The sequence below is a fragment of the Mucilaginibacter sp. genome (genome assembly GCF_028287845.1).
Classification (GTDB): domain Bacteria; phylum Bacteroidota; class Bacteroidia; order Sphingobacteriales; family Sphingobacteriaceae; genus Mucilaginibacter.
Genome location: NZ_JAQBOW010000143.1, coordinates 1 through 23,246, shown reverse-complemented (window position 1 = coordinate 23,246; position 23,246 = coordinate 1). Strand labels below are relative to the sequence as shown.

The 23,246-nt window shown below is 40.4% G+C and carries 22 protein-coding genes; 12 read left to right on the top strand and 10 right to left on the bottom strand.

Annotation, left to right across the window (positions count from 1 at the left end):
- Positions 1 to 1,004: glycosyltransferase family 87 protein (locus JWP71_RS14255; protein WP_299501227.1), on the top strand; the 1,004-nt coding region annotated here is incomplete at its 5' end.
- A 109-nt stretch (positions 1,005 to 1,113) separates the two neighbouring features.
- Here JWP71_RS14255 and JWP71_RS14250 read toward each other — a convergent pair.
- Positions 1,114 to 1,788: a hypothetical protein gene (locus JWP71_RS14250; protein WP_299501225.1), complete on the bottom strand. Its 675-nt coding sequence runs from the start codon at positions 1,786 to 1,788 to the stop codon at positions 1,114 to 1,116.
- A gap of 45 nt (positions 1,789 to 1,833) precedes the next feature.
- Here JWP71_RS14250 and JWP71_RS14245 point away from each other — a divergent pair, with 45 nt between their 5' ends.
- Entirely contained in the window at positions 1,834 to 2,850 is a 1,017-nt protein-coding gene (locus JWP71_RS14245) for a GntG family PLP-dependent aldolase (protein ID WP_299501222.1), read from the top strand.
- A gap of 51 nt (positions 2,851 to 2,901) precedes the next feature.
- On the opposite strand, the gene JWP71_RS14240 is transcribed toward JWP71_RS14245, so the two are convergent.
- Positions 2,902 to 3,930, bottom strand: a complete 1,029-nt coding sequence (locus JWP71_RS14240) for an aldo/keto reductase (protein ID WP_299501219.1) — start codon at positions 3,928 to 3,930, stop codon at positions 2,902 to 2,904.
- 440 nt (positions 3,931 to 4,370) lie between these two features.
- Here JWP71_RS14240 and JWP71_RS14235 point away from each other — a divergent pair, with 440 nt between their 5' ends.
- On the top strand, positions 4,371 to 5,456 hold the full coding sequence (locus JWP71_RS14235) for a DNA topoisomerase IB (RefSeq protein WP_299501216.1): 1,086 nt from the start codon (positions 4,371 to 4,373) through the stop codon (positions 5,454 to 5,456).
- A gap of 21 nt (positions 5,457 to 5,477) precedes the next feature.
- Here JWP71_RS14235 and JWP71_RS14230 read toward each other — a convergent pair whose 3' ends face one another.
- Genes JWP71_RS14230 through JWP71_RS14220 form a run of 3 tightly spaced genes read right to left on the bottom strand, consistent with a single transcriptional unit; the run spans position 5,478 to position 8,707 of the window.
- Positions 5,478 to 6,599 (bottom strand): TlpA disulfide reductase family protein, encoded by a 1,122-nt coding sequence (locus JWP71_RS14230; protein WP_299501213.1) that lies wholly within the window; start codon positions 6,597 to 6,599, stop codon positions 5,478 to 5,480.
- A gap of 45 nt (positions 6,600 to 6,644) precedes the next feature.
- Positions 6,645 to 8,339 (bottom strand): M56 family metallopeptidase, encoded by a 1,695-nt coding sequence (locus JWP71_RS14225; RefSeq protein WP_299501210.1) that lies wholly within the window; start codon positions 8,337 to 8,339, stop codon positions 6,645 to 6,647.
- A 5-nt stretch (positions 8,340 to 8,344) separates the two neighbouring features.
- Positions 8,345 to 8,707: a BlaI/MecI/CopY family transcriptional regulator gene (locus JWP71_RS14220; RefSeq protein WP_299501207.1), complete on the bottom strand. Its 363-nt coding sequence runs from the start codon at positions 8,705 to 8,707 to the stop codon at positions 8,345 to 8,347.
- Positions 8,708 to 8,809: 102 nt separating this feature from the next.
- On the opposite strand from JWP71_RS14220, the gene JWP71_RS14215 reads away from it, so the two are divergent.
- The 3 genes from JWP71_RS14215 (at position 8,810) to accC (ending at position 11,820) form a co-directional block, all read left to right on the top strand.
- On the top strand, positions 8,810 to 9,652 hold the full coding sequence (locus JWP71_RS14215; protein WP_299501205.1) for an SDR family oxidoreductase: 843 nt from the start codon (positions 8,810 to 8,812) through the stop codon (positions 9,650 to 9,652).
- 56 nt (positions 9,653 to 9,708) lie between these two features.
- The gene (locus JWP71_RS14210; RefSeq protein WP_299501203.1) at positions 9,709 to 10,224 is read left to right on the top strand and encodes a c-type cytochrome; all 516 of its coding nucleotides are present in this window, start codon (positions 9,709 to 9,711) and stop codon (positions 10,222 to 10,224) included.
- 117 nt (positions 10,225 to 10,341) lie between these two features.
- Complete coding sequence (gene accC / locus JWP71_RS14205) at positions 10,342 to 11,820, top strand: acetyl-CoA carboxylase biotin carboxylase subunit (RefSeq protein WP_299501201.1); 1,479 nt, start codon at positions 10,342 to 10,344, stop codon at positions 11,818 to 11,820.
- Here the strand turns inward: accC and JWP71_RS14200 are convergent.
- Entirely contained in the window at positions 11,817 to 12,272 is a 456-nt protein-coding gene (locus JWP71_RS14200) for an NUDIX domain-containing protein (RefSeq protein ID WP_299501199.1), read from the bottom strand. The genes accC and JWP71_RS14200 overlap by 4 nt on opposite strands.
- A gap of 84 nt (positions 12,273 to 12,356) precedes the next feature.
- On the opposite strand from JWP71_RS14200, the gene JWP71_RS14195 reads away from it, so the two are divergent.
- The gene (locus tag JWP71_RS14195; protein WP_299501197.1) at positions 12,357 to 12,941 is read left to right on the top strand and encodes a riboflavin synthase; all 585 of its coding nucleotides are present in this window, start codon (positions 12,357 to 12,359) and stop codon (positions 12,939 to 12,941) included.
- Here JWP71_RS14195 and JWP71_RS14190 read toward each other — a convergent pair whose 3' ends face one another.
- Together JWP71_RS14190 and JWP71_RS14185 are read right to left on the bottom strand one after the other, a co-directional pair.
- Positions 12,942 to 13,271 carry a YnfA family protein gene (locus JWP71_RS14190; RefSeq protein ID WP_366143539.1) on the bottom strand — a complete coding sequence of 110 codons (330 nt, stop codon included), beginning with the start codon at positions 13,269 to 13,271 and terminating at the stop codon, positions 12,942 to 12,944.
- A gap of 25 nt (positions 13,272 to 13,296) precedes the next feature.
- On the bottom strand, positions 13,297 to 14,445 hold the full coding sequence (locus JWP71_RS14185) for a tetratricopeptide repeat protein (RefSeq protein WP_299501195.1): 1,149 nt from the start codon (positions 14,443 to 14,445) through the stop codon (positions 13,297 to 13,299).
- Positions 14,446 to 14,544: 99 nt separating this feature from the next.
- Here JWP71_RS14185 and JWP71_RS14180 point away from each other — a divergent pair, with 99 nt between their 5' ends.
- Positions 14,545 to 14,835, top strand: coding sequence for a hypothetical protein (locus JWP71_RS14180; RefSeq protein WP_299501193.1), 291 nt, complete (start codon positions 14,545 to 14,547; stop codon positions 14,833 to 14,835).
- A 201-nt stretch (positions 14,836 to 15,036) separates the two neighbouring features.
- Here the strand turns inward: JWP71_RS14180 and hscA are convergent, their stop codons facing one another.
- Positions 15,037 to 16,893: a Fe-S protein assembly chaperone HscA gene (hscA, locus tag JWP71_RS14175; protein ID WP_299501191.1), complete on the bottom strand. Its 1,857-nt coding sequence runs from the start codon at positions 16,891 to 16,893 to the stop codon at positions 15,037 to 15,039.
- 95 nt (positions 16,894 to 16,988) lie between these two features.
- On the opposite strand from hscA, the gene JWP71_RS14170 reads away from it, so the two are divergent.
- Entirely contained in the window at positions 16,989 to 19,826 is a 2,838-nt protein-coding gene (locus tag JWP71_RS14170; RefSeq protein WP_299501189.1) for a hypothetical protein, read from the top strand.
- A 6-nt stretch (positions 19,827 to 19,832) separates the two neighbouring features.
- Here the strand turns inward: JWP71_RS14170 and JWP71_RS14165 are convergent, their stop codons facing one another.
- Positions 19,833 to 20,597 (bottom strand): copper homeostasis protein CutC, encoded by a 765-nt coding sequence (locus JWP71_RS14165; RefSeq protein WP_299501187.1) that lies wholly within the window; start codon positions 20,595 to 20,597, stop codon positions 19,833 to 19,835.
- A gap of 119 nt (positions 20,598 to 20,716) precedes the next feature.
- Here JWP71_RS14165 and JWP71_RS14160 point away from each other — a divergent pair, with 119 nt between their 5' ends.
- The 3 genes from JWP71_RS14160 to JWP71_RS14150 form a co-directional block, all read left to right on the top strand.
- Entirely contained in the window at positions 20,717 to 21,676 is a 960-nt protein-coding gene (locus JWP71_RS14160; protein WP_299501185.1) for a YafY family protein, read from the top strand.
- Positions 21,677 to 21,757: 81 nt separating this feature from the next.
- Positions 21,758 to 22,195 (top strand): SRPBCC family protein, encoded by a 438-nt coding sequence (locus JWP71_RS14155; protein ID WP_299501183.1) that lies wholly within the window; start codon positions 21,758 to 21,760, stop codon positions 22,193 to 22,195.
- 135 nt (positions 22,196 to 22,330) lie between these two features.
- A partial coding sequence (locus JWP71_RS14150) for a phosphoglucosamine mutase (protein WP_299501182.1) occupies positions 22,331 to 23,246 on the top strand: 916 nt, incomplete at its 3' end.

Below are 23,246 nucleotides of genomic sequence, written 5' to 3'. Positions count from 1 at the left end.
ATGAGTATTTTTATGGACCTGTTTTTCCGGCAATTATAGCGCCGTCTGCATTGCTTCCCCATGCCTGGGGTTTTTTACTATGGGAACTGGTAAATGCCTTCGCTATTTTAATAGCCATACACTTGCTACCATTTACTGTCCGGCAAAAAAGCCAGTTGCTGCTTTTATGTGCTATAGAATATGCCAACTCGGTTTTTTATATGCAGTTTAACCCTGCAATAACAGCCATGATCATACTTAGTTTTATATTGGTCGAACGCGGGAAGGAGCAATGGGCCACACTATTTATCATATTGGGCTTCCTCATAAAATTATACCCTATTATTGGGTTAACGTTCTTTTTATTCTCGAAAAACAAAGGGAGATTTGTGCTATGGTCGGCAATATGGCTGGTAGTGTTTTTTGTTTTGCCGATGTTTTTAAGCAGTCCATCGTTCGTTATTAATTCCTATCCGCAGTGGCTTACCGCTGTACATGGTAAGGTGGGCCTTAATGCCTATTTCGATTCCCCGCAGGACATTTGCGTAATGGGCGTAGTAAGGCGCATTACCGGGAATATCAATATCCCTAATGCGCCATTTATAGCTGTAGGAGCTTTGCTGTTTGCATTGCCGTTATTGAGGTTCAGCCAGTATAAATCGTTTAAATATAGGGCACAGGTATTGGCATCTGCATTAATATTTATCGTAATATTTAGTACTGGGGCCGAGCATCCAACCTATATAATTGCCGTAGCCGGCGTATTTATATGGATGCTGATACAGGATAAACCATATACAACAACTAATATAATTTTCCTGGTTTTGGTATTGGTAGTAACCGGTTTAGGGTTAACAGATGCAGTACCTAAATTTATAAGGCAGCCTTATATTGCCCGCTACTCGGTAAAAGCATGGCCGGTAATTATAATTTGGGTGAAGATAGTTTATGAGTTGTTATTTAAAAACTTTGTAGCAGAGGAGCATTCAAAGATCAATCAGCAAGTGTTAGAGATTAGAGATTAGAGATTAGAGATTAGAGATTAGAGATTAGAGATTAGAGATTAGAGATACATTATGTTAAGCAGGGTTGTCAATTTATAACCGATAGGCCTAATCTTTAATCTCCAATTAACTAATCTTTCGTCCCCTGTACCTGTTTAAAGTAAGCTATCAGCTTATCTATGTTGCTGAGGCCGAATTTTTTGGTTTGTATTTTTTCAACAACATCGGGTTCGTCGCCCATTACCTCGCTCATTATATCAATAAAATTATCGTTGGTTACGGGTTGCATTTCGGCCGTATTGGCGCCATAAAAATATATGGGTTTTGTACTACCAGAACCGCCGCCACCAAAAGGAATAGAAATACCGCCACCTAAGCCACCACCAAAACCCCCGGTACCGCCGCCAATGCCAATACCCGGCTGTATGCTAAACCCTCTGCCGCTACCTCCGGCACTGCCTTTGGCCTCAAACAGGCGTATAGGCGCATCAATAACTACCTGCACAAAATCCATATCATATTTAGACCAGCCACCCTTTGGTGAGGCGGCAACTATAAAGCTGTCCCTGCCTGCAACAAACGAGCGCAGATCGCTCGTGCTAAGCCTTATTGGTGTTGCTTTATCCGTTTCTTTATATTCTATAAAACCTTCGTCTTTTATTGGGCCTTTTCCACGCGGATCTATGCGTATAAGTCCCGGATTTTTTGTTCCTTTAATATCATAAAAATAGCCCGGTTGCCACTTTTGTGATTTAGCTGATACAAACATCAGCATGAAGCATGAAATTATTAAAATTGAGCGCATAATTAATTAAAACACAAATAACGCACTTTTAACATATTTAATATAATGATCGTTGATTTACGCAGTGATACTGTAACCAAACCAACTCCCGCGATGCTGGAGGCCATGTTTAAAGCTAAAGTAGGTGATGATGTTTTTGGTGAAGATGAAACCATAAACCAACTGGAGGAAAAAACGGCTGCCGTTTTTGGCATGGAAGCCGGTATTTTCTGCCCGTCGGGTACGATGACCAACCAGATTGCAATAAAATGTTTCACCCAGCCATTGGACGAATTAATTGCCGACCAAACCGCGCATGTTTATCGATATGAGGGTGGTGGAATTGCTTTTAACTCGGGTGTATCAACCCGTTTACTAAATGGGTATAGAGGTATACTTACTGCTGAAATGATCGAACCTGAAATAAATGCGGAAAATGTTCACTATCCGCATACCAGCTTAGTGGTATTGGAAAATACGGTAAACAAAGGTGGCGGCAGCTGTTATACATTAGAACAAATTAAACCTATCGCTGCACTTTGTAAAGATAAGGGCCTAAAACTGCATTTGGATGGCGCCCGCATTTTTAACGCGTTGGCTTATACCGGCGATAAAGCGGTTGACTACGGCAAATATTTTGATGGTATATCGGTTTGTTTATCTAAAGGGTTAGGGGCACCCGTTGGGTCGGTATTGTTGGCTGATAAGAATACCATTAAATATGCGCGCCGTATCCGCAAGGTGTTAGGTGGTGGCATGCGCCAGGCAGGGTTTTTAGCTGCTGCGGGTATTTATGCGCTGGATCATCATGTGGAGCGATTAAAGATAGACCATGCACACGCCCAAATATTAGCCGAAGCGCTTGGCAAGGCATCCTGGGTAACCAATGTATTACCTGCCGAAACTAATATTGTTTTGTTTGATACTGTCGAACCTGCCGCCATTGTTTCAGAGAAATTAGCAGGGCATGGTATAAAAGCTTTGCCTACTGATAAAAACCGTATCCGCTTTGTATTGCATTTGGATATTCATCCCGAGCAGGTGGAGTATGTGGCTGGTGTCATTCGTTCATTAGCTTATTAGTTCATTGGTACTGTCGCCGACTACCTACCAATGAACTAATAAACCAGTGAACTACTTAATCTCCCTATCTGCTGATTGTCTTTCAACCATCCAGCCGGGATATTCTTTGGGTAGGGCGCTTACTTCGTCAATTCGTTTTAGCTCATCTGCAGATAGTTCAATTTCTACGGATTTTAAATTATCATTTAGCTGATCAATATTTTTAGCGCCGATAATGGTACTGGTTACACCTTTTTGCAGGCGTACCCATGCCAGCGCAATTTGTGCTACAGATACATTATGCTGCTTGCCAATCTCGGTTATCACATCAATAATGTCATAACTTTTCTCTTTATTTATCGGTGGGAAATCAAAAACATCCCTGCGCGAATCGCCGGCTTTTTCGTTGGCACGGGTGTATTTGCCAGACAAGAAACCACCTGCCAGCGGGCTCCATGGCATAATGGCCAGGTTTTGGTCGGCGGCTACAGGTACTATCTCCCGCTCAATATCACGTCCCGACAGGGAATAAAAGTATTGCAGGCCCACAAACTTGTTCCAGCCATGTTTGTCTGCAATGCCTTGCGCTTTCATTACCATCCAGGCGGGCCAGTTGCAAATGGCTATGTAACGCACCTTGCCGGTTAATACAATATCATTTAAAGCACGAACGGTCTCTTCTACCGGGGTTTTAGGGTCAACACCGTGTACATATAAAACATCAATATGATCCAGCTGTAAACGCTTTAAACTGGCATCAACAGATTGAAAAATATGAAAGCGGCTAAGCCCGACATTATTAATACCTTCACTCATGCGGCCGCGCACTTTGGTAGCTATTACCAGTTCGTTGCGGTTAAGGCCCAGATCTATTATGGATTGCCCTAGCAGGGTTTCAGATTCGCCATAGGAATAAACGTTAGCTGTATCAATAAAATTAATACCCGCGTCTATTACTGTTTTCATCAGCGAGTTTACTTCTTCCTGCTGCACTTTGCCAATGTTGCTCCATATACCGCCGCCGCTGCCGCCAAAGGTCATGGTACCAAAACAGATTTCGGATACGGCCACGCCCGTATTGCCTAAAAAATTGTATTTCATAAGTTGATAGATTTTGTTGTGAGATAAAGTATAAAATTGAGCATTGTGTTTTAATAAAACGGTCAATAAATAGTAAAACTTAAAATTAATAGGTAGTCTCACAGCTTTCTGTTATTGCCCTTAAAAAAAGGTGATAGTGTTTCACAAAATAATGAAACACATGAAACACTCTTTTAGGTTAACCTATTGATGTATAGAAATTTAACAAAATGAGTGAAACACCATGAAACAGTACAAAAGCTTTAGGTGAAGTAGTTTAAATGTTTTGTAATGAGTGTTTTATGTTATTTTGTCAATTTTTGCAAAAATAGGGTGAAACACCTGATGTGAAACACTTTTTTTGAATGACCCGTCCTAAAAAAGTTTACACTTTTAGTTGTTAATACTTGATCGAATTTACACTTTCAAACTTATCATTACCATTCTTGTTGTGAATAACAATGAACCGTCTCCTAAAAAAACTCGAAAAAATTGGCCGCGATCCTAAAATAACCGCAAAAGCTGTCGGCCTGCGTTATGTATCAGACTCAACCCCCGGCTATACCCGTAAAAAGGCAGGCAAAGGCTGGAGCTATTTGGATGCAGATGGAAAAGTGGTTAAGGATAAAGAGTTAATTGCGCGTTTTAACAAGCTGGTTATCCCGCCGGCTTATACCAATGTTTGGATATCATCGTATGAAAACGGACACCTGCAATTTACCGGCACAGACACGGCAGGCCGTAAACAATACCGCTACCATGCCGACTGGAACAAAATACGCAATCAATCAAAATACCATCGCCTGCAAACTTTCGCATCCTATTTGCCTGCCATACGTGAGCGTGTGGATAAGGACCTGTCGCGCAGAAACCTTGACCATGAAAAAGTCGTCGCTTTAGTTGTAAGGCTGATGGAACTAACCGGCATTAGGGTAGGGAACGAATCGTACAAAAAGCTGTATGGCTCATTCGGTTTAACCACCTTGCAGGACAGGCATGTTAAAATTGACGGCAGTAATTTAAAGTTCGAGTTTAAAGGCAAAAAAGGGGTGTTCCATAAAATTGCTTTACAAAGCCGAAGATTGGCAAAGTTGGTAAAACAATGCCGCGATATACCCGGTAAGGAGCTTTTTCAATTTTATGATGAAGAAGGTAAAAGATGCTCCATAGGATCGGGAGATGTAAATAATTATTTAAAAGAAATAACCGGAGAGGATTTTACCGCCAAATATTTTAGAACATGGTCTGGCAGCGTTAGTGCTTTATACGCGTTTAAAGAAGCCGGTGGATTTGATACGGTAACCGAATGCCGCAAAAAAATAGTAAGCGTATTGGATGATGTGGCCATTAATTTAGGCAATACACGCACCGTTTGTAAAAAATACTATGTACACCCAACCATCATAAAAAGCTACGAAGAAGGCACTTTATTTAATTATATTAAAGAGCTTGATGAAGATAAGGATGTAAAAGCAGCAGAGTTAAACGTAGCCGAAAAAGTATTGCTGCAAATTTTGGAAAAAGAAAAACTGGCGGAGGCGAGTTAACTTCTGTTTATATCAAAAGTCTTATTTGTTTTTAGCAAGTATCTTTTCCACATTGGTTTCCAGCGATCCGCGCCCGTCATCGTTTTTGCCATAGCCCATCCAATTATTGATGATCTTACCATCAGGGTCTATCACAATAAAATCGGGGAAACCATTGGTACCATATTTTAGCGGCGTTTCACCATAAATGCCTTTACCGTCCCACAAGCTTAACCAGGTTGGTTTATCACGTTTTACACCTGTTAACCAGAGGTCTTTACTGCCATCGCCCGAAAAAGTTATAACCGTTATTTTATCACCGTACTTTTTTACAATGTTTTTCATATCAGGAATCGATTCAATGCACGGTCCGCAGTAGGTTGTTGAAAAATCCAGGAGAATATATTTGCCTTTAAAATCAGATAGGCGGTGTTTTTTGCCGTATTGGTCCAAGGCTTCAAAGTCTGTAAATATATCACCTATTTTTAGCTTATCGCCAACTTTAAGATAAGTTACTATTCGCTGGCCAAAAGGACTTTGCTTTATTTCTGGCTTCAGCGAATTATACATCTGTTGCAGGCTGTCTTTAAATGTGCCTTTCATAAAAAATAACTCAGCCACAGCCTCATAGGTGTTGAGGTTATGAATTATAAAATCCTTTATAACAACAGTTGTGGTGCTGTCAATTTTGCCTATTGTTTTCCATATAACCTTACTTTTTATTTGGGCGCTGTCACCTTTAAGCGCACGTGCCTGTTCAACCAGTTCGTTTCTCTTTTTGTAAAGAGGTCCGGTTTGGCTTATAAGTAAATTATGTTCATCCTGTGTTTTCGAGCCGGTTATTATCATACCATACGGCATATCTTTAATATCACCCTTAATATCAATGGTATCATTACCAATGAGCAAAGTAACATAACGGTAATGCCCATCAGCCTGTGTCATTACCCATAATGATTTTGGCGTATCATATAACCGGCCTTTAATTAAGAAATGATTGTTTTGGATAAGGGTGCTGTCAATGTTGGTGTTTAGTTCAGGATCAAGTAAATAAAATTTTGTACCATTGCTGAAGCCAGTAATATTGGCCCTTATCTCATATTGTTGTGCCGAGGCCAATAAGGCCAAAGAAGAAATAACAACTGATAGAAGTGTTCTTTTCATAGGAATGTTATGATAAGGTTTAGGTTTGAAAATAGTTATTGTAGCCTATTTTGTAGTAATAAAAATTGCGCCATTTTTAGCCTTTTCTCCATATCGTTCGGTTGCATTTTTGTCCGATGGCATGGAGATGGATTTTATCATGGATAGTGAAAGTTTTTTAATATCTTTTGGTGTGGCTTCTTTTCCATCAATAAATATTAGTTTATCTGATGGATTATTAATTACCGACTCAAAAAAGTGGCCGCCTGCTGAACCGACGTTGATTCTGTATTCAGTTTTCTTTGCGGGCAGGTTAATGGTGGAAAAATTATTTCCTGATGTACTTATATTATTTCGGTATTGTGTTTTTGCTTTGCCGGTATCTGTTAGTTGAAGATTCGATATTGTAATTGCATTTTTATTACTTATAAAGCCCTTAACTTTTGTACCATCAGCTGTTTTAAAGGAGAGGTCACTCGATTTTCCTATAGAATTGACGTTAGCTGTAGTTGTTGCAATTGTTCCTATGGTAACATTGTTTTTAGTGGTGGCCAAAATTGAATTGTCATCACCTCCATTTTTGATGACGGTAATTTCCTGAATACCATTTGATGGTATCGTTTCAAAATATTCAGCATTAACCTTTTTACCGTCAACGTAGTAGTTTACCGAGTCGTTATTTTTAATAACCTTAAGCTCTTGTTTTTTGCTGGTATCGCTATCAGTACTGTGGGTAGATACCACTACAATGCTGTTTGTTTTTTTATCGGTATCTGTTTTTTTAAGCGCTACCGGTTTTTTAGCCGAAATAACCTGGTCTGTACTTACCGTTGTGGCAATGCTGTTAACTGATGCTTTAAAAGTTTTATAAACAACCCTGCTCTTTTTTACCAATTCTGCTTTTGATAAACTAAAAGCAAACAGGCATATTAAAACAACCGGCACCAAAAACGCGTAACGCGTTAAATTAATGGCCGAAGATCTTTTAGCGTTCATCATAATTATGCGTTTTTTAAGTGTCGAAAAATTAAAATGATTGGTTATTCCTGCTGATGTGGTCGCGGCAAAGCTTACGTTTAACAGGCTATATTGATAGGTTTTGCTATCCATGCCCTTTTGCAATATTTTACGGTCGGTAATAAACTCAATATTTTCGCGCACTGCCTTTTTTATCAGCCATACACCGGGGTTGAACCAGTAAAATATTACGCTTATTTCGGCAAGTAGAATATCCATAGTGTGCCATTCGGTAACATGAATTTGCTCATGTTGTAAAATGCCATTCAGATCGCCGGGGTTTAAATTATCCGGGTTGATATAGATACTTTGCCAAAAAGAAAAGGGACTAATATTAGCTTTAACAATACGTACGTCATGCTCCTGTATTTTACCCGGTTTAGAGTTTTTATACAACTTAAAAAGCGAAACCAACTGCATCAACAGTTTACCCGCAAATAATGCGGCTCCTATCCAGAACACAATTGTTGCCCAGTACCAATAATCCGGCTGTTGTATAAAATGCTCGGCAGGGGTTTTCCAATTAATCATGACACTTTGTGCCGGGACAGCCAATTGCTGATGCTGTTGTACAAAACTATCCAAATTAATAAGCGGGTAAAGTGTAGAAAATATAATGGCAATGCTTAGGTAAACACGATTTAACGTATAAAAAGTAAGTTGCCTTAGTACAAAATAATAGCCTAAACAAAAAACTATCAGCGCTATATTTACTTTAAGCAGGAAAACAAATAATGCCGGCATGGTAATTAGGATTTATGGTTTTCAATCAGTTTAATAATCTCTTTTAGTTCGGTAGCGCTTATCTTTTTTTCTTTAGCAAAAAAAGTAACCAGGTCCTTGTAAGAGTTTTCGAAATAATCATTCACAAACCCGCTCATAAAGCGTTTTTTGTATTCTTCCTCTTTTATGGCCGCTTTATAACGGAAGGAGTTACCCATTTTTTCACTGATTAAAAATTCCTTGCGTTCCAGGTTTTTTATGGTCGATGCCAAAGTAGTATAGGGTGGCTTAGGCTCGTTGATCAGCTCAAGGAAATCTTTAATAAAACCTTCGCCATTTTGCCATACCGCCTGCATCGCTTCTTCCTCTTGTTGTGATAATTTCTCCATTGTTATTACGATTGTTTCGTAAATCTACGACTAATTCGTAATTATCAAAATTTATTTTAAATAAATGTCTGTATATCTATTTCTTTAACATAAATTAACAGCATGGCTACAAAAACTACAGTATTAACCGGTGCAACATCCGGAATAGGAGAGGCTACTGCCTTAGCATTGGCAAATAAAGGGCATGCCTTATATCTATTGGTGCGGAATATGCAGAAAGGCGGGGAGCTTAAAGAAAGGCTTATTAAAGAAACGGGTAACAAGGATATTTTTGTAGTAAAGTGCGATTTGTCTGATCTTGCAAGCGTTGCCGCTGCTGCGGATGAGTTGAATGCAAAACTCTTTAATATAAATGTACTTATTAATAATGCGGGCGGCATATTTGATAAATATGAACTGAGTAAAGATGGTTATGAAATGACCTTCGCCCTAAATCATCTGGGGCATTTCTTACTAACCACGCGTTTAATGCCTTTGTTAGAGAAAGGGCACGCGCGTATTATCAATGTAAGCTCGGACGCGCATAAAATGGGCAGGCCCGATTTTGATAGCCTGCAAAAGCAGGAAGGTTATTCTGCTGTGAGGGCCTATGGAACCGCTAAGCTATTCAATATCTATTTCACCAAATCATTAGCCGAAAAATATGCCGATAAAGGCATTACGGCTTATGCACTGCATCCCGGTGTTGTTAATACCAGCTTTGGTGCCCAACTTTCGGGCTTTGGTAAAGCGTTAATATGGATGGCGAGGCCGTTTATGATCACCCCGGAAAAAGGGGCGGAAACTACTATTTATTTAGCTACAGAAGCAAAAATAGAATCGAAAAATGGCCTGTATTTTAATAAGAAAAAGGCAGCTAAACCCGCGGCTATTGCCAATAATATTAATGCCCGAAACCAGCTATGGAATATAAGTGAGCAACTGATTAATAAAATTGAAAAATAATTGTTGCAACATTAAAAATAATCAACTATTTTCGATGACTTAATCATGACAATTATATGCGTTTCAACCCCAAACTATTAATACCCGTATGCTTGCTTTCGGGAGCTATGCTTCTGGCCTCAATGACATTGATACAACAGGCTCCAAAAGAAGACGAAAAGGCCGTAAACCTTAAAGTATTACCAAAAAATATTTCTCATAAAGATCTTGATCGTATTATGGGTCAGTGGGCATCATCATTAGGTGTTAAGTGCAATTTTTGCCATGTACGTAATGAAGAACTCAAGAAAACAGATTTCGCCAGCGATGCAAAACCTGAAAAATTAATGGCCCGCAAAATGTATTTAATGGCGGCTAAACTGAATAAAAAATATTTTAAAGCCGAAAAAGATTCTTTAAACATGATGAAACTAAGCAGCGTAAACTGCTACACTTGTCATCGTGGAGTTGCCCACCTAGAGGCAGCTACATGGCCAAAACGTGGCGGTGGCCCGGGTGCCGTACCTGCTGGTCCCGGCGCACAAGCCGGCCCTGGTATGGGTGGCGCTCCGTCTCCGGATAAAAAGCCGTAACAAATTAAAAATATAAAAAAGCCCGTCCTGCAAAATGTAAGACGGGCTTTTTTATAATGCCTAACCTGCCAATATCTTATTATTAACCTTTAAACAAATCTATTACATTTGTTAGGTATGCAAAAAATACTGATTGCCAACAGGGGCGAAATAGCTTTAAGAGTAATGCGCTCCGCGCGCGAAATGGGGATAAAAACGGTGGCCGTTTATTCGGCTGCCGACCGTGATGCCCTGCATGTGCGTTATGCTGATGAAGCCGTTTATATTGGCGAGGCTCCGTCCAATCAATCTTATTTAGTTGGCGATAAAATAATTGCCGCTTGCCGCCAAACCGGTGCCGAAGGTATACATCCGGGTTATGGTTTTTTAAGTGAGAACGCGGCTTTTGCAAGGCAGGTGCGCGAGGCAGGACTCATATTAATCGGTCCATCGCCGGAGGCTATGGAAGTGATGGGTAATAAACTATCAGCCAAAGCCGCCGCAATGAAATATGATATCCCGATGGTTCCGGGTACCGAAGAAGCTATAACAGATGTTAACGAAGCCAAACAACGGGCGGTTGAGGTAGGATTTCCAATCCTGATAAAAGCGGCAGCGGGCGGCGGTGGTAAGGGTATGCGTATTGTTGATGCCGCGGAAGATTTTGAAGAGCAAATGCAATTGGCGGTATCAGAAGCTACATCAGCATTTGGTGATGGCTCGGTGTTTATTGAGCGTTATGTATCATCGCCAAAACATATAGAGATACAGGTGCTGGGCGATACACATGGTAACATAGTGCATCTGTTCGAGCGGGATTGTTCTGTACAGCGCCGCCATCAAAAGGTGATAGAGGAAGCGCCGTCGTCTGTACTAACTCCGCAGATACGCGAAGCAATGGGCAAATGCGCGGTGGATGTAGCACGATCTGTTAACTATACAGGTGCCGGTACCGTTGAGTTTATAATGGACGACCAGCTGAATTTTTATTTCTTAGAAATGAATACCCGCCTGCAGGTAGAGCACCCGGTAACAGAACTAATAACCGGGATAGACCTGGTAAAAGAACAAATACGCATTGCAAGGGGAGAAGCCATCAGTTTTAAACAAGAGGACCTTAAAATTAACGGCCACGCGGTAGAGTTGCGTGTTTATGCCGAGGACCCTGCCAATAACTTTTTACCTGATATTGGCACCCTCCAAACTTATATTACGCCAAAAGGCCCCGGCATACGTGTTGATGATGGCTTTGAGCAAGGCATGGAAATACCCATCTATTACGACCCCATGATAGCCAAGCTTATTGCCTATGGTAAAGACAGGACAGAAGCTATAGAACGTATGTTGCGTGCTATAAACGAATACCAAATAACGGGAATAACAACCACATTGGGTTTTGGCAGGTTTGTAATGCAGCATGAGGCATTTACATCAGGCAACTTTGATACGCATTTTGTTAAAAAATATTTTACCCCGCAGGTGCTGCAAACTGATACTGAAGACGAAGCATTAATTGCCGCGTTGATAATGGAGCAGTTATTAACCACGGGCAAACCCACAGTTACTGAAATTTTTGGTGAAGTTTCTAATTGGGAGAAGAACAGGAAGAACTTTTAAACAAGCGATTCTAATTCTTCAATAAAAGTTGACTGCGCCGGGTTTACTTTTATTTTAGCAACATCAGTTGCAAACCAACCTGCCCGGTCAATTTCTGCAAAACTTGCTTTTTTGCCAGATCGCGGCGGCCATTCCATTTCGAACAGGTTGCTTACAATTGTTTCATGATCTATATCACCCTCAACTGCCCACGCGTGGACGATCTTGCCACTTTTTAATTTTACTGGGGATAGTTTAATAAAGTCGCCATCTACTGCCTGCCCGGTCTCTTCCAGAAATTCTCGCTTTGCAGCCGTCAAAGCATCTTCATCATCCAAAAACTCGCCTTTAGGGATAGACCATACACCATCATCCTTATTTTTAAAGAACGGCCCACCCGGATGCACCAGGAAAACTTCCAGGTGCTTATGAATGTTGCGGTACAGTAAAATTCCGGCGCTTTGTTTAGACATGGGAGTGCTTTATGATGAAACTAAAAGTAATATAATTAGTTTTGCTTTTCAAAAAACTTCCCCTTTAGGGAGTTACGGGGCATTATGTTTACAGGAATAATAGAAACATTAGGTAAAGTAACCGGTCTGCGGCATGAACAGGGTAATTTGCATATTACGGTAGAATCAACTATATCAAACGAATTAAAGATAGATCAATCCGTTGCGCATAGCGGCGTATGCTTAACCGTAGTTGCCGTAGCCGATGGCAGGCATGTTGTTACCGCTATTGAAGAAACTTTAAACAAAACAAGCCTGGGCCATTTAAAAACAGGCGAGCCGGTTAACCTGGAGCGCTGTATGCAAATGAATGCACGCCTTGATGGCCACATTGTACAGGGTCATGTAGATCAAACTGCGGTTTGTATAGCGTTTAAAGAATTAGACGGCAGCTGGGAATATACTTTCGAATATGATGCAGCACCGGGTAATATCACGGTAGAAAAAGGTTCGATATGTGTCAACGGTATCAGCCTTACTGTGGTAAACTCGCAGGCTAACAGTTTTTCGGTAGCTATAATACCTTATACTTTTGAGCATACCAATTTGCATAATGTGCGCAAGGGCTCTGTAGTTAATTTGGAGTTTGATATTATAGGAAAATATGTAGCGCGGCTAATGCAGCGGTAATTATTTTCTAGGCATGTAGATAATGATGCAGGCACCCAATACTGCTATAAGTGCACCAATAATATCATATTTATCCGGCCTGAAGCCGTCTACCTTCCATGCCCATATTAGCGCCATTATAATGAATATGCCACCGTATGCGGCATAAACCCGACCAAAATTGGCGGTTTGCCAGGTGGCAATTACGCCATATAATACCAATACAGCGCCGCCAACTATGCCATACCATAAAGGTTTTTCTTCTTTAAGGCATAGCCATACCAGGTACCCGCCGCCTATTTCGCAAAGGCCGGCCAAAATAAATAAGGATAAGGATCTGAGTATAGCCATGGATATAAATATTTATCCAAACATACTACTTCAAAGCCAAGATACCAATGCGAGCCGTGCTGTAATCGATATAGCTTTGTTGTGTTTTATCGGGTTTGGCAGCGAGGAATTTTTTATAGTATTTAAGCGCGCTTTTTTTATCCTTTAGTTTCGTATCAAACATAGTAGCCAAATAATAGTAGGTTAAAGGCTTATCATCATACAATAACGCTTTTTGATAATTGGCCTTTGCTTTTGTAAACTGCTTTTGAGTTTCGTAACTATCGGCCATTTCATTGTAATAGGTAGCAGTACCATTTGAAATACTTAACTGAATTGCTTTGCCCAGATAAAAAATAGCTTTCTTTTGGTCTTTAAGCATTTTGTAGCAAATAGCAGTAGTATAGGCAGTGTTTTCCGTCTGATTTGTTTCAGACAGTGCCGTTAATACAGCAATTCCACATGTATAGTTTTTAGTTTGAAAGTATGCCCTGCCTAATTTTGATATGGTTGACACAGAACTATCACCGGCCAATAATAACTGTTCGCCGGCAGCAACAGTTTCGCGCCATTTACTTTCAATATAATTGAGTTTTAGTACGGCTTGCTGCAGTAATATATTTTGCGGGTCGGCGCTTATAGCTTTGTTTAATACTTTTTCTGCTTTTATCGATTTATCCTGTAGCATGTAAACCTGGCTTAGGTCAAAAGCTACATCTGCATCAACAGGATTTAATTGGTTAGCTTTTTCAAAATTATAGATCTCATTTTTTAAGTCACCCTTGTCTCTGTACAATTGCGCCAGGCTATTATAGGCGTTAAAATTTGTTGAGTCTGTTAGTACTAATTTCTTAAAATAGAACTCAGCTTTTAAATTATTATTCCGACGTTGATTAATACTGGCTAAATTATAAAGGACAGCTATGTTAGTTGTATCCTTATTGTATATCCGTTGATAAAAATCCTCGGCTTCCGGCAAAAGATGCGCCATTGCCGATGTGTAGGCCAGTCGAGATAATTCCTTTGTATCTGTTACCGGTTCTGTGTAAACACCTTTTAAATAGGTGAGCGCATCGGCAAAACGCTGGCCCTGGTAATAATCGAGCAGAAGAGCATCATCGGCTCTCCTGCTTTGCGCAAACGAATTGGTTAATAATACTAATAATAGAAGTGAGGTAGGGAGTAGGGTTTTCATTTAACTAATATATTAGTTATAAATGATATATCCAAATAATAAACAAAATGATGTTAGCCGGGTTATACTTATTCATTAACTAATTAAATAGAACATATTATGGATACCTTAAAGAAGTTTGGACTGATGGAAAAGATTGTCCATGAATTAGAAGACCTTAAAAACAGCCAGCAGGCGATTATTCAAAAAATAAGTAAAATTGAAGTTGATAATATGGAATTGGGCGATAAGAGATTGGAAAAGGACCTGCCCGATATGCACCAACGTGTAGCAGATAATTTAGATACGATAGCAGGCTTACTGGAAGACTTTGCCGGCCAGACAAATACTTTCAGCGATAAAAACAATATCACTGCTTTAAAAGAACAAGAAGCACTTAAAGCACAATAAAGGCTCCGAAAGGGGCCTTTATATTTGTGGAGTTATGGTGAGCCCGTCGAATCATGGCGGGCAAAGGCCTTTACGCGCGACTCTTCGACGGGCTGAATGGGAATGCTCTTGTATTTGACCGTTTTTGTTAATAAATAAAAAGGTGTTGTACCTGAAGTACAACACCTTTACTTTAAAGCCTTTCTTATTAGAAAGAGGTCTCTAGTCTATACTCTTCCCCTTCATGGCATGGCTAATCGCATGGTCCATCAAGCGTTCGGCAAAGGGGCGTGTAAACTCGTTTACTTCATCTATCTTTTTCAATATCGCATCTTTTTCGCCATCAGCTAATAAAGCCTTTAGTGAAGCTATATAGTTATTGGTTTCGGCGATTTCTTCAGGGGATAAAAAGCTGCCGTTCTTCTTTATAAAACCCTCTACAGTATAAACCATTTGTTCACCCTCGGTACGGGCCTCTATCAGCATACGCTGGCTCACATCATCTTTGGCATGGGTAATACTGTCCATCAGCATTTGCTCTACCTGGTCATCGGTAATGCCGTAAGTAGGTGTAACTTCCACCTCCTGTTTAACACCAGATCGCAGTTCGACCGCCTGTATTTTCAATATACCATCCGCGTTAAGCAAAAAGTTAATATCTACTTTAGGGAAACCAGCCGGCATAGATGGGATGCCTTTTAATTCAAACTCTGCCAGCTTGCGGTTTTCCTTAATCAGGTCACGCTCGCCCTGGTAAACGGCAATTTTCATGTTTACCTGTCCGTCTTTTGATGTGGTATATTGCCTGCCTGCTTTGGTTGGTACTTTAGAATTGCGCGGGATAATTACATCCATCAACCCACCCATAGTTTCAATACCTAATGATAGCGGGGTAACATCCAACAATAAAATATCTTTACGATTACCTGCTAAAATATCAGCCTGAATAGCGGCGCCCAAAGCCACTACCTCGTCAGGGTTAACCTCATCATGAACGGGACGGTTAAAGAAACCGGCCACCATTTTTTTAACCAACTTGGTGCGGGTAGAGCCGCCAACCATCACTACTTCATCAATTTGGTCAATAGTTAGTTTGGAATCTCTTAAAGCGTTTTCGCAGGCCGTAATGGTTTGCTGTACTTTGGGCAGTATCAGTTGTTCAAAGGTATTGCGGTCAAGTGTGCACCATATATCGCCAATCTTTTCGTTAAACAGACTTTGATGGGCGAATGCTATTTTAGCTTCTTCGGCTTTTAAACGTAGCTTCTGCGCCAATTCATGGTTCGTTGCCAGTTCGGCTTTGTTTAATTGATTTTTTTCTATCCAGTATTCAACAATAGCGCGGTCAAAATCATCACCACCCAAAAAAGTATCGCCATTGGTTGACAGTACCTCAAAAATTCCGTTTTGTATTTGCAGGATAGATACATCAAACGTACCGCCGCCCAGATCATAAACCGCTATGGTTTTTGTTTCTTCGGGATTTAGACCAATACCATAAGCTAAACTGGCAGCCGTAGGCTCGTTCACAATGCGCAAAACATCCAGGCCGGCAAGTTTACCTGCATCGCGGGTTGCCTGGCGCTGTGAGTCGTTAAAATAAGCCGGAACGGTAATAACCGCGCGGTTAACCGGGGTTTTTAAGGCATGCTCGGCACGTGCCTTTAATTCTTTTAATATCAGGCCCGAAAGTTCAATAGGTGTATAAAATTTATCGCCTACTTTTATTTTTACCAGGCTTTCGCTGTCATCGTCAATAACTTTGTAGCTGAAGAAATCTTTATAATTTTCAATGTCTTTATAGCTGCGGCCCAATAAACGTTTAACAGAAAATATAGTGTTTTGCGGGTCGGTTATTAAAAATTCTTTGGCTTCATTACCCACTGTAACATCGCCGGATGGGCCAAAATGTACAATGGAGGGTACTAAAACGCCTTTGCCGGTATCATTAATAACCTGCGCGTCTTTATCCGGATTGATAAAGGCCACTAGCGAGTTGGTAGTACCCAGGTCAATACCTACTATTAATTCTTCTTTTTGTATAGAGCCTGTTGCCAGGTTAATAGAAACTTTAGCCATTATATATTGTTAACAAGCGGCAAATGTAGGTAGTTTTGGCTGATGGTGTGTCATGATATTGTGAATTGCGTTATTTGGTTGTTTATTTGTATTAAATGTTAAAGTCTCCTGGTAAAAATACAATACTGTTGCTGCTGGTAAGTGCTACTACATTTACTACCAAAGCCCAGCAATTTGGCGGCAATCCGCCATCCATCAAATGGAGGCAGGTAAATACGCCGGCGGCCAAAGTGATTTTTCCTGCCGGATTAGATACCACGGGATTAAGGGTTGCTGATATCGTTCAGCAGATGAACCGCGCCATACAGCCAACAATAGGGTATAAACAAAAGCAGGTAAGTATATTGCTGCAAAACCAAACCATTATATCCAACGCGTATGTTGGACTGGCCCCTTTTAGAAGTGAGTTTTATTTAACACCCAACCAAAATAGTTTTGAAATTGGCAGCCTGCCCTGGACAGATCAGTTAGCTATACATGAGTTTAGGCATGTGCAGCAATATAATAATTTTAATGTGGGCCTGTCAAAAGCGTTGCGGGTATTGTTTGGCGAGGGCGGGCAGGCATTAGGTAATGATATTGCCATACCTAACTGGTTCTTTGAGGGCGATGCGGTTTTTAACGAAACCCATGTAAGCCAACAGGGCAGGGGCCGGTTGCCTTATTTTTTTAATGGTTATCGTGCTTTGTGGGATGCCGGGAAGGATTATAGCTGGATGAAGCTGCGCAATGGCTCATACCGGGATTTTGTACCTGATTGGTACCCTATGGGGTATATGATGGTTGCTTACGGTCGCGAAAAGTATGGAGATGATTTTTGGAAAAAGGTAACACAGGATGCCGCGGCTTTTAATGGCTTATTTTATCCTTTACAAAAGGCTATCAAAAAATATTCGGGCGAGCGTTTTGGGCAGTTCAGGGCCGATGGATTTAACTATTTTAAGAATCAATATAGCACTGACTCACTCAATCGCTCATCCACCCACTCCATCATTAATAAAAAGCAGCATTTTATTGCCAGCCGGGAATACCCGGCCTATGTAAATGACAGCACCCTAATTTACATGAAAAGCACCTACGAGGATTTACCACAGTTTGTGTTAAATACAAACGGGCGCGAAAAAAAGGTTAGTGTACGGTCTGTATCCATAGATAATTACTTCGATTATCATAACGGTAAAGTTGTTTATGCCACATATCACCCCGATAAACGCTGGAGCTATCGCGATTACAGTGAATTGCAGGTTTTAGATATTAATACCGGCGAAGAGCGTCGGCTAACCAAACGCACTAAATATTTTTCGCCGGCATTTAGTAGTGATGGCAATAGCATCGTCGCGGTACAGATTAGCCCGACAGGAAAGAATGAGTTGCATATATTAAGCGCGAACGATGGTAAGGTTATATCGATAGTGCCCAATAGCACCAACCTGTTTTATACCTACCCTAAATTTTATAAAAAAGGTCAATTGGTATCAGCAGTGCGAAATGCTAATGGTAAAATGAGTTTAGCAATAATTGATGTAAAAACCGGTAAGACCAGGTATTTACTGCCTTTCTCTTATCAGCCTATAGCTTTTCCGGCAGTTCGTGGCGACACTATTTATTTTTCAGCAACATCAGGCATTAATGACCGCTTATTTGCCATAGTTGCAGGCACAGGCAAGCTATTGGAGCTGCAACAATTGCCCGGAGCGATAAATAAATATGAACCCGCCATTACTCGTAACAAACTGGCCTGGGTGGAGTTTACCGCTTATGGTTATACATTGCAACAAGCTGATAATAATGTTGTTAATTGGGCGGTATTGCCTGATGGAAATATTCCCGCCGGATTACCCGATTTCAAAATATCAGCATTAAATAGAGATTCGTCAACCGGTATGCTGGCAACAATAACAAATAAGCCGCTACCGGTAACCAATTATAATAAAGGTTATCACCTGTTTAACTTTCATAGTTTAATACCAAATTTTAATGACCCTAATTATACGTTTTCATTAGCGGGCGAGAATGTGTTAAATACGTTTCAATCTGAATTGTCTTTTAACTATAACCGTAACGAGGGGTATAAGCAGTTTGGCTTTGATGCCGTATACGGTGCATTGTTCCCTTATATATCAGGCGGGGTTGATTATACTTTAAACAGGCGGGGATATTACAATGGAAACAATATTTACTGGAACGAAAGCGATATACATGCAGGCTTGCAGGTACCTTTAAACTTTAGCAGCGGCAAACAATTTACAGGGTTGAGTATTGGCAGTGATATTTACTATAAGCAAAGTACATTTCAGCAGGCTTACAAAAGCCTGTTTAATGATCAAAACTATACTTATCTGAATAATTATATAACTTTCACTAACCAGATACAGCAGGCAAAAAAGAATATTTACCCCCGGTTGGGCGAAACCATCAGCCTAAATTATAAAACAGCCATAACCGCAACAAACGCTAACCAGTTCCTTGCTTCGGGTACGTTTTATTTGCCGGGGATATTTATTAATCATAACCTGGTTATTAATGCAGCGCATCAGCAAAAAGGTTCGGACAATGTGGTTGATTTTTCAAATGATTTCCCTTTCTCGCGGGGATATACTGCCGAGAATTTGCATAATATGAATAAGATAGGGGCTAATTACCATTTCCCCATAGTGTACCCGGATGCAGGTGTTGCCAATACTATTTATTTTTTGCGGATAAGGGGTAATATATTTTATGACTATACCCATGCTACAGATTTTTATACCAACGGTACAGTATTTAAAAGTGATTTCCGCTCAACCGGCGGCGAGGTGTTTTTTGATACTAAGTGGTTCAACCAGCAACAGTTAACTTTTGGTATAAGATACAGTCGTTTGCTGGATAACGATATTTTTGGCGGCACCGGGCGAAATCGTATTGAATTGGTGTTGCCGGTTACTTTTTTCTAAAAAAATTTATATAAAGTTTTTAAATACCCCCGCATTTGCTTTTTTTACTACATTTCTTACCCGTTCGGTGCAGGTAATATCTAATGCATATTCATCGCCATAGTTGCTGCCCATAACTATATGGTCGTTAATAAATTGCATTTTGCTTTTTACCGGTGCCAACAAAGTACCATGTATCTCATTTATCCCGGTAAACATAATAAGGTCGGCAACATTTATTTCGGTTATGCCGCTGCCGGCCATAATGCTTATCCGCCCGTTGGCTTTTTTTACCAGTTCACTTATGGTGCGCGATCCCTCTATAGCGGTACTCTTTCCGCCCGAAGTTAAAATGCGTTCAAATCCTACCTCAATAATATCCTCCATCGCCCTGAACTGATCGGCACACATATCAAATGCCCGGTGAAATGTAGCGCCTAATCCTGCCTGTTTGGCTAATTGTACCAGTTGTAAACAACGCTTCTTATCTATTGATCCATCAGCCTTTAATATACCTGTTACAATACCGTCGCAGCCCGCTTCAATGCAATATTTTACATCGGCAAGCATGGTTTCAAATTCTATATCGTTGTATAAAAAATCGCTGCCACGCGGGCGTATCAGCACATACAATTTAATTTTTAATAATTTTCTGGCTGTTAATATTTGTCCGGGCGACGGCGTTGTCCCTCCATCATATAAATTATCGCATAGCTCAATTCTTATAGCGCCCCCTTCCTGGGCCGCTAAGGCCGAAGTAATGGAACTGGCGCAAATCTCAAGGGTGATCATAAATTAATAATAGGGGCTAATTAATGGTAAATATAGGTTATGAGGAAAATGTTTGCAATAGCGCGTTATTTCAATAAATTAATTAGGAAAGTTTGCCTGAAAATTTATAATTTAACTACATGAATCGTATTGATCGCATATCGGCTATTTTAATACAATTACAATCGCGCAGGGTGGTAAAGGCTGCTGATATTGCCGGACGGTTTAATATTAGTTTGCGCACTGTTTATCGCGATGTAAAAACACTGGAAGAAGCGGGTATCCCCTTAATTGGCGAAGCTGGAGTTGGATATTCTATAATGGATGGCTACCGGCTGCCGCCGGTAATGTTTACTAAAGAAGAAGCCACCGCGTTTTTAACTGCCGAAAAATTTGTAGAGAAGTTAACGGATGCTTCTACTATGGCGCATTACAGATCGGCTATGTACAAGGTTAGAGCAATATTAAAGACTACCGAAAAAGACCTGCTGGAAGGAATGGATGATAGGATAGCGGTTTTAAAAACAGTAAATCAACCAGCAATGCCGGCTAATGATCATATTCAGACTGTTTTATATAGCATAGCTCAAAAAAAGGTTTTAGTACTTAATTATTTTGCCCAGCATAGCCAGGAACATACTAAAAGGTGTGTTGAACCTATCGGCATATTTTATTTAGCCAATTATTGGCATCTGATAGCTTATTGCCGTTTAAGAAAAGATTATCGTGATTTTAGGATTGACCGTATAAAAAATCTGACAGTTACTGATGAATGTTATAGCGATGAGCACCCCGATTTAAAAGCGTATATAGCACAAACCGCAAAGGAGAAAGAACTGGAAGCGGTAGTTATTATAGTTGAAAAGCGCATCCATGGATTTTTAGAGAATCAAAAATATTATAGCGGTTTTATATCAGAAAAGGAAGTTGGCGATACTGTTGAAATGACTTTTTTAACCAACTCGTTAGAGGGTTTTGCCCGTTGGTACATGATGTTTGGCGAACAGGCCGAAATTATTACACCCGACAGCCTTAAAGACCGGGTGCGGCAACTCACTGAAAAACTACTGCAAAGAAATTTTAATTCTGTAGCCTACTGACATAGGGTTGTCAACAGCCGGTTGTTTATTTGCAAACAGATAACATAAAATTCTGTTTAACATATACAAACTAAAGTAACCATGGCAAACCTAAGTTTAAAAACACCCATCACCGTTAACGCGCCGGCCAACCAGGTTTGGAAAGCATTAACCGACCCTGCAATTGTAAAAAAATATTTTTTTGGTACAGATGTAAAATCCGACTGGAAAAAAGGCGGCCCCATCATCTGGAGTGGTGAGTGGGATGGCCATACTTATGAAGATCATGGTACTATTTTAGAAATAACACCGGGCACTTATGTGAAATACAGTTACTGGAGCAGTATGGGCGGAACAGAAGATAAACCCGAAAATTATCAGAATGTAAGTTATGACCTTACAGAAAAAGATGGTGTAACCACACTTGTGATAGGCCAGGAAAATATTAAGGACGAAGCAGCTAAAGAGCATTCAGAACAAAACTGGCAGGCTATTTTTGGCAAGATGAAAGAAATGGTAGAGGGTGGACTGGTAAAATAATCTTTTTGTTTTACTCCGCAGAAGAGAGGGCTTTAAATGCCAATAAAAAATATCTCCTTCAAGTGGAGATTTGGGGGCTGATAGTATATTGCTTAAATATCCTTACTTTTGCTCCGTTAATAATTAGATAATATTTTGACTTTAATAAAATCAATTTCGGGTATACGCGGCACCATCGGGGGGGCAGCCGGCGAAGGTTTAACGCCGGTGGACATCGTAAAATTCACCTCGGCTTACGGCGCCTGGGCTGTTAAAAAAACCGGTATAAAAAAGATTGTATTGGGCCGCGATGCACGTATTTCGGGTAGTATGGTGAATAATCTGGTTACCGGTACATTGCAGGGGTTAGGTATTGATGTAGTTGATATTGGCTTGTCTACGACGCCAACGGTTGAAATTGCTGTACCACTAGAGAAAGCTGCCGGAGGTATTATACTTACCGCCAGCCATAACCCCAAACAATGGAACGCCTTGAAGCTATTAAATGCTGATGGTGAATTTATTAGTGGTGCAGATGGTGAAGAAGTGTTAGCAATTGCAGAAAGCAGTGATTTTAACTACGCCGAAGTTAATGCTTTAGGTAAGGTTAAATTTGACGACAGCTACCTGCAAAAACATATTGACCTGGTACTGGCCCTGCCATTGGTTGATGTGGACGCTATAGCAAAAGCCAATTTTAAAGTAGTAATTGATTGTGTTAACTCTACAGGCGGCATATTTGTGCCCGCGTTGCTGGAAGCATTGGGTGTAAAAACTGTATATAAATTATTTTGCGAGCCTGATGGCGAGTTTCCGCATAATCCGGAGCCTTTGCCCGAGAATTTGGTAGCGTTATCAAAAGAAGTATTAAGCCAAAATGCCAGCTTCGGCATAGCCGTAGACCCTGATGTTGACCGTCTTTGTTTTGTTTGTGAGGATGGTAACATGTTTGGTGAGGAGTATACTTTGGTTGCCGTTGCCGATTATATCTTAAAAAATAAAAAAGGCAATACAGTGTCTAACTTATCATCAACCCGTGCTTTGCGCGATGTTACAGAGCAGACTGGTGGCG

Excerpts from the sequence above, each read along its gene's own strand:
- JWP71_RS14250 (WP_299501225.1), bottom strand. The coding sequence starts at position 1,788 with ATGCGCTCAATTTTAATAATTTCATGCTTCATGCTGATGTTTGTATCA.
- JWP71_RS14245 (WP_299501222.1), top strand. The coding sequence starts at position 1,834 with ATGATCGTTGATTTACGCAGTGATACTGTAACCAAACCAACTCCCGCG.
- JWP71_RS14240 (WP_299501219.1), bottom strand. The coding sequence starts at position 3,930 with ATGAAATACAATTTTTTAGGCAATACGGGCGTGGCCGTATCCGAAATC.
- JWP71_RS14235 (WP_299501216.1), top strand. The coding sequence starts at position 4,371 with ATGAACCGTCTCCTAAAAAAACTCGAAAAAATTGGCCGCGATCCTAAA.
- JWP71_RS14230 (WP_299501213.1), bottom strand. The coding sequence starts at position 6,599 with ATGAAAAGAACACTTCTATCAGTTGTTATTTCTTCTTTGGCCTTATTG.
- JWP71_RS14225 (WP_299501210.1), bottom strand. The coding sequence starts at position 8,339 with ATGCCGGCATTATTTGTTTTCCTGCTTAAAGTAAATATAGCGCTGATA.
- JWP71_RS14220 (WP_299501207.1), bottom strand. The coding sequence starts at position 8,707 with ATGGAGAAATTATCACAACAAGAGGAAGAAGCGATGCAGGCGGTATGG.
- JWP71_RS14215 (WP_299501205.1), top strand. The coding sequence starts at position 8,810 with ATGGCTACAAAAACTACAGTATTAACCGGTGCAACATCCGGAATAGGA.
- JWP71_RS14210 (WP_299501203.1), top strand. The coding sequence starts at position 9,709 with ATGCGTTTCAACCCCAAACTATTAATACCCGTATGCTTGCTTTCGGGA.
- accC (WP_299501201.1), top strand. The coding sequence starts at position 10,342 with ATGCAAAAAATACTGATTGCCAACAGGGGCGAAATAGCTTTAAGAGTA.
- JWP71_RS14200 (WP_299501199.1), bottom strand. The coding sequence starts at position 12,272 with ATGTCTAAACAAAGCGCCGGAATTTTACTGTACCGCAACATTCATAAG.
- JWP71_RS14195 (WP_299501197.1), top strand. The coding sequence starts at position 12,357 with ATGTTTACAGGAATAATAGAAACATTAGGTAAAGTAACCGGTCTGCGG.
- JWP71_RS14190 (WP_366143539.1), bottom strand. The coding sequence starts at position 13,271 with ATGGCTATACTCAGATCCTTATCCTTATTTATTTTGGCCGGCCTTTGC.
- JWP71_RS14185 (WP_299501195.1), bottom strand. The coding sequence starts at position 14,445 with ATGAAAACCCTACTCCCTACCTCACTTCTATTATTAGTATTATTAACC.
- JWP71_RS14180 (WP_299501193.1), top strand. The coding sequence starts at position 14,545 with ATGGATACCTTAAAGAAGTTTGGACTGATGGAAAAGATTGTCCATGAA.
- hscA (WP_299501191.1), bottom strand. The coding sequence starts at position 16,893 with ATGGCTAAAGTTTCTATTAACCTGGCAACAGGCTCTATACAAAAAGAA.
- JWP71_RS14170 (WP_299501189.1), top strand. The coding sequence starts at position 16,989 with ATGTTAAAGTCTCCTGGTAAAAATACAATACTGTTGCTGCTGGTAAGT.
- JWP71_RS14165 (WP_299501187.1), bottom strand. The coding sequence starts at position 20,597 with ATGATCACCCTTGAGATTTGCGCCAGTTCCATTACTTCGGCCTTAGCG.
- JWP71_RS14160 (WP_299501185.1), top strand. The coding sequence starts at position 20,717 with ATGAATCGTATTGATCGCATATCGGCTATTTTAATACAATTACAATCG.
- JWP71_RS14155 (WP_299501183.1), top strand. The coding sequence starts at position 21,758 with ATGGCAAACCTAAGTTTAAAAACACCCATCACCGTTAACGCGCCGGCC.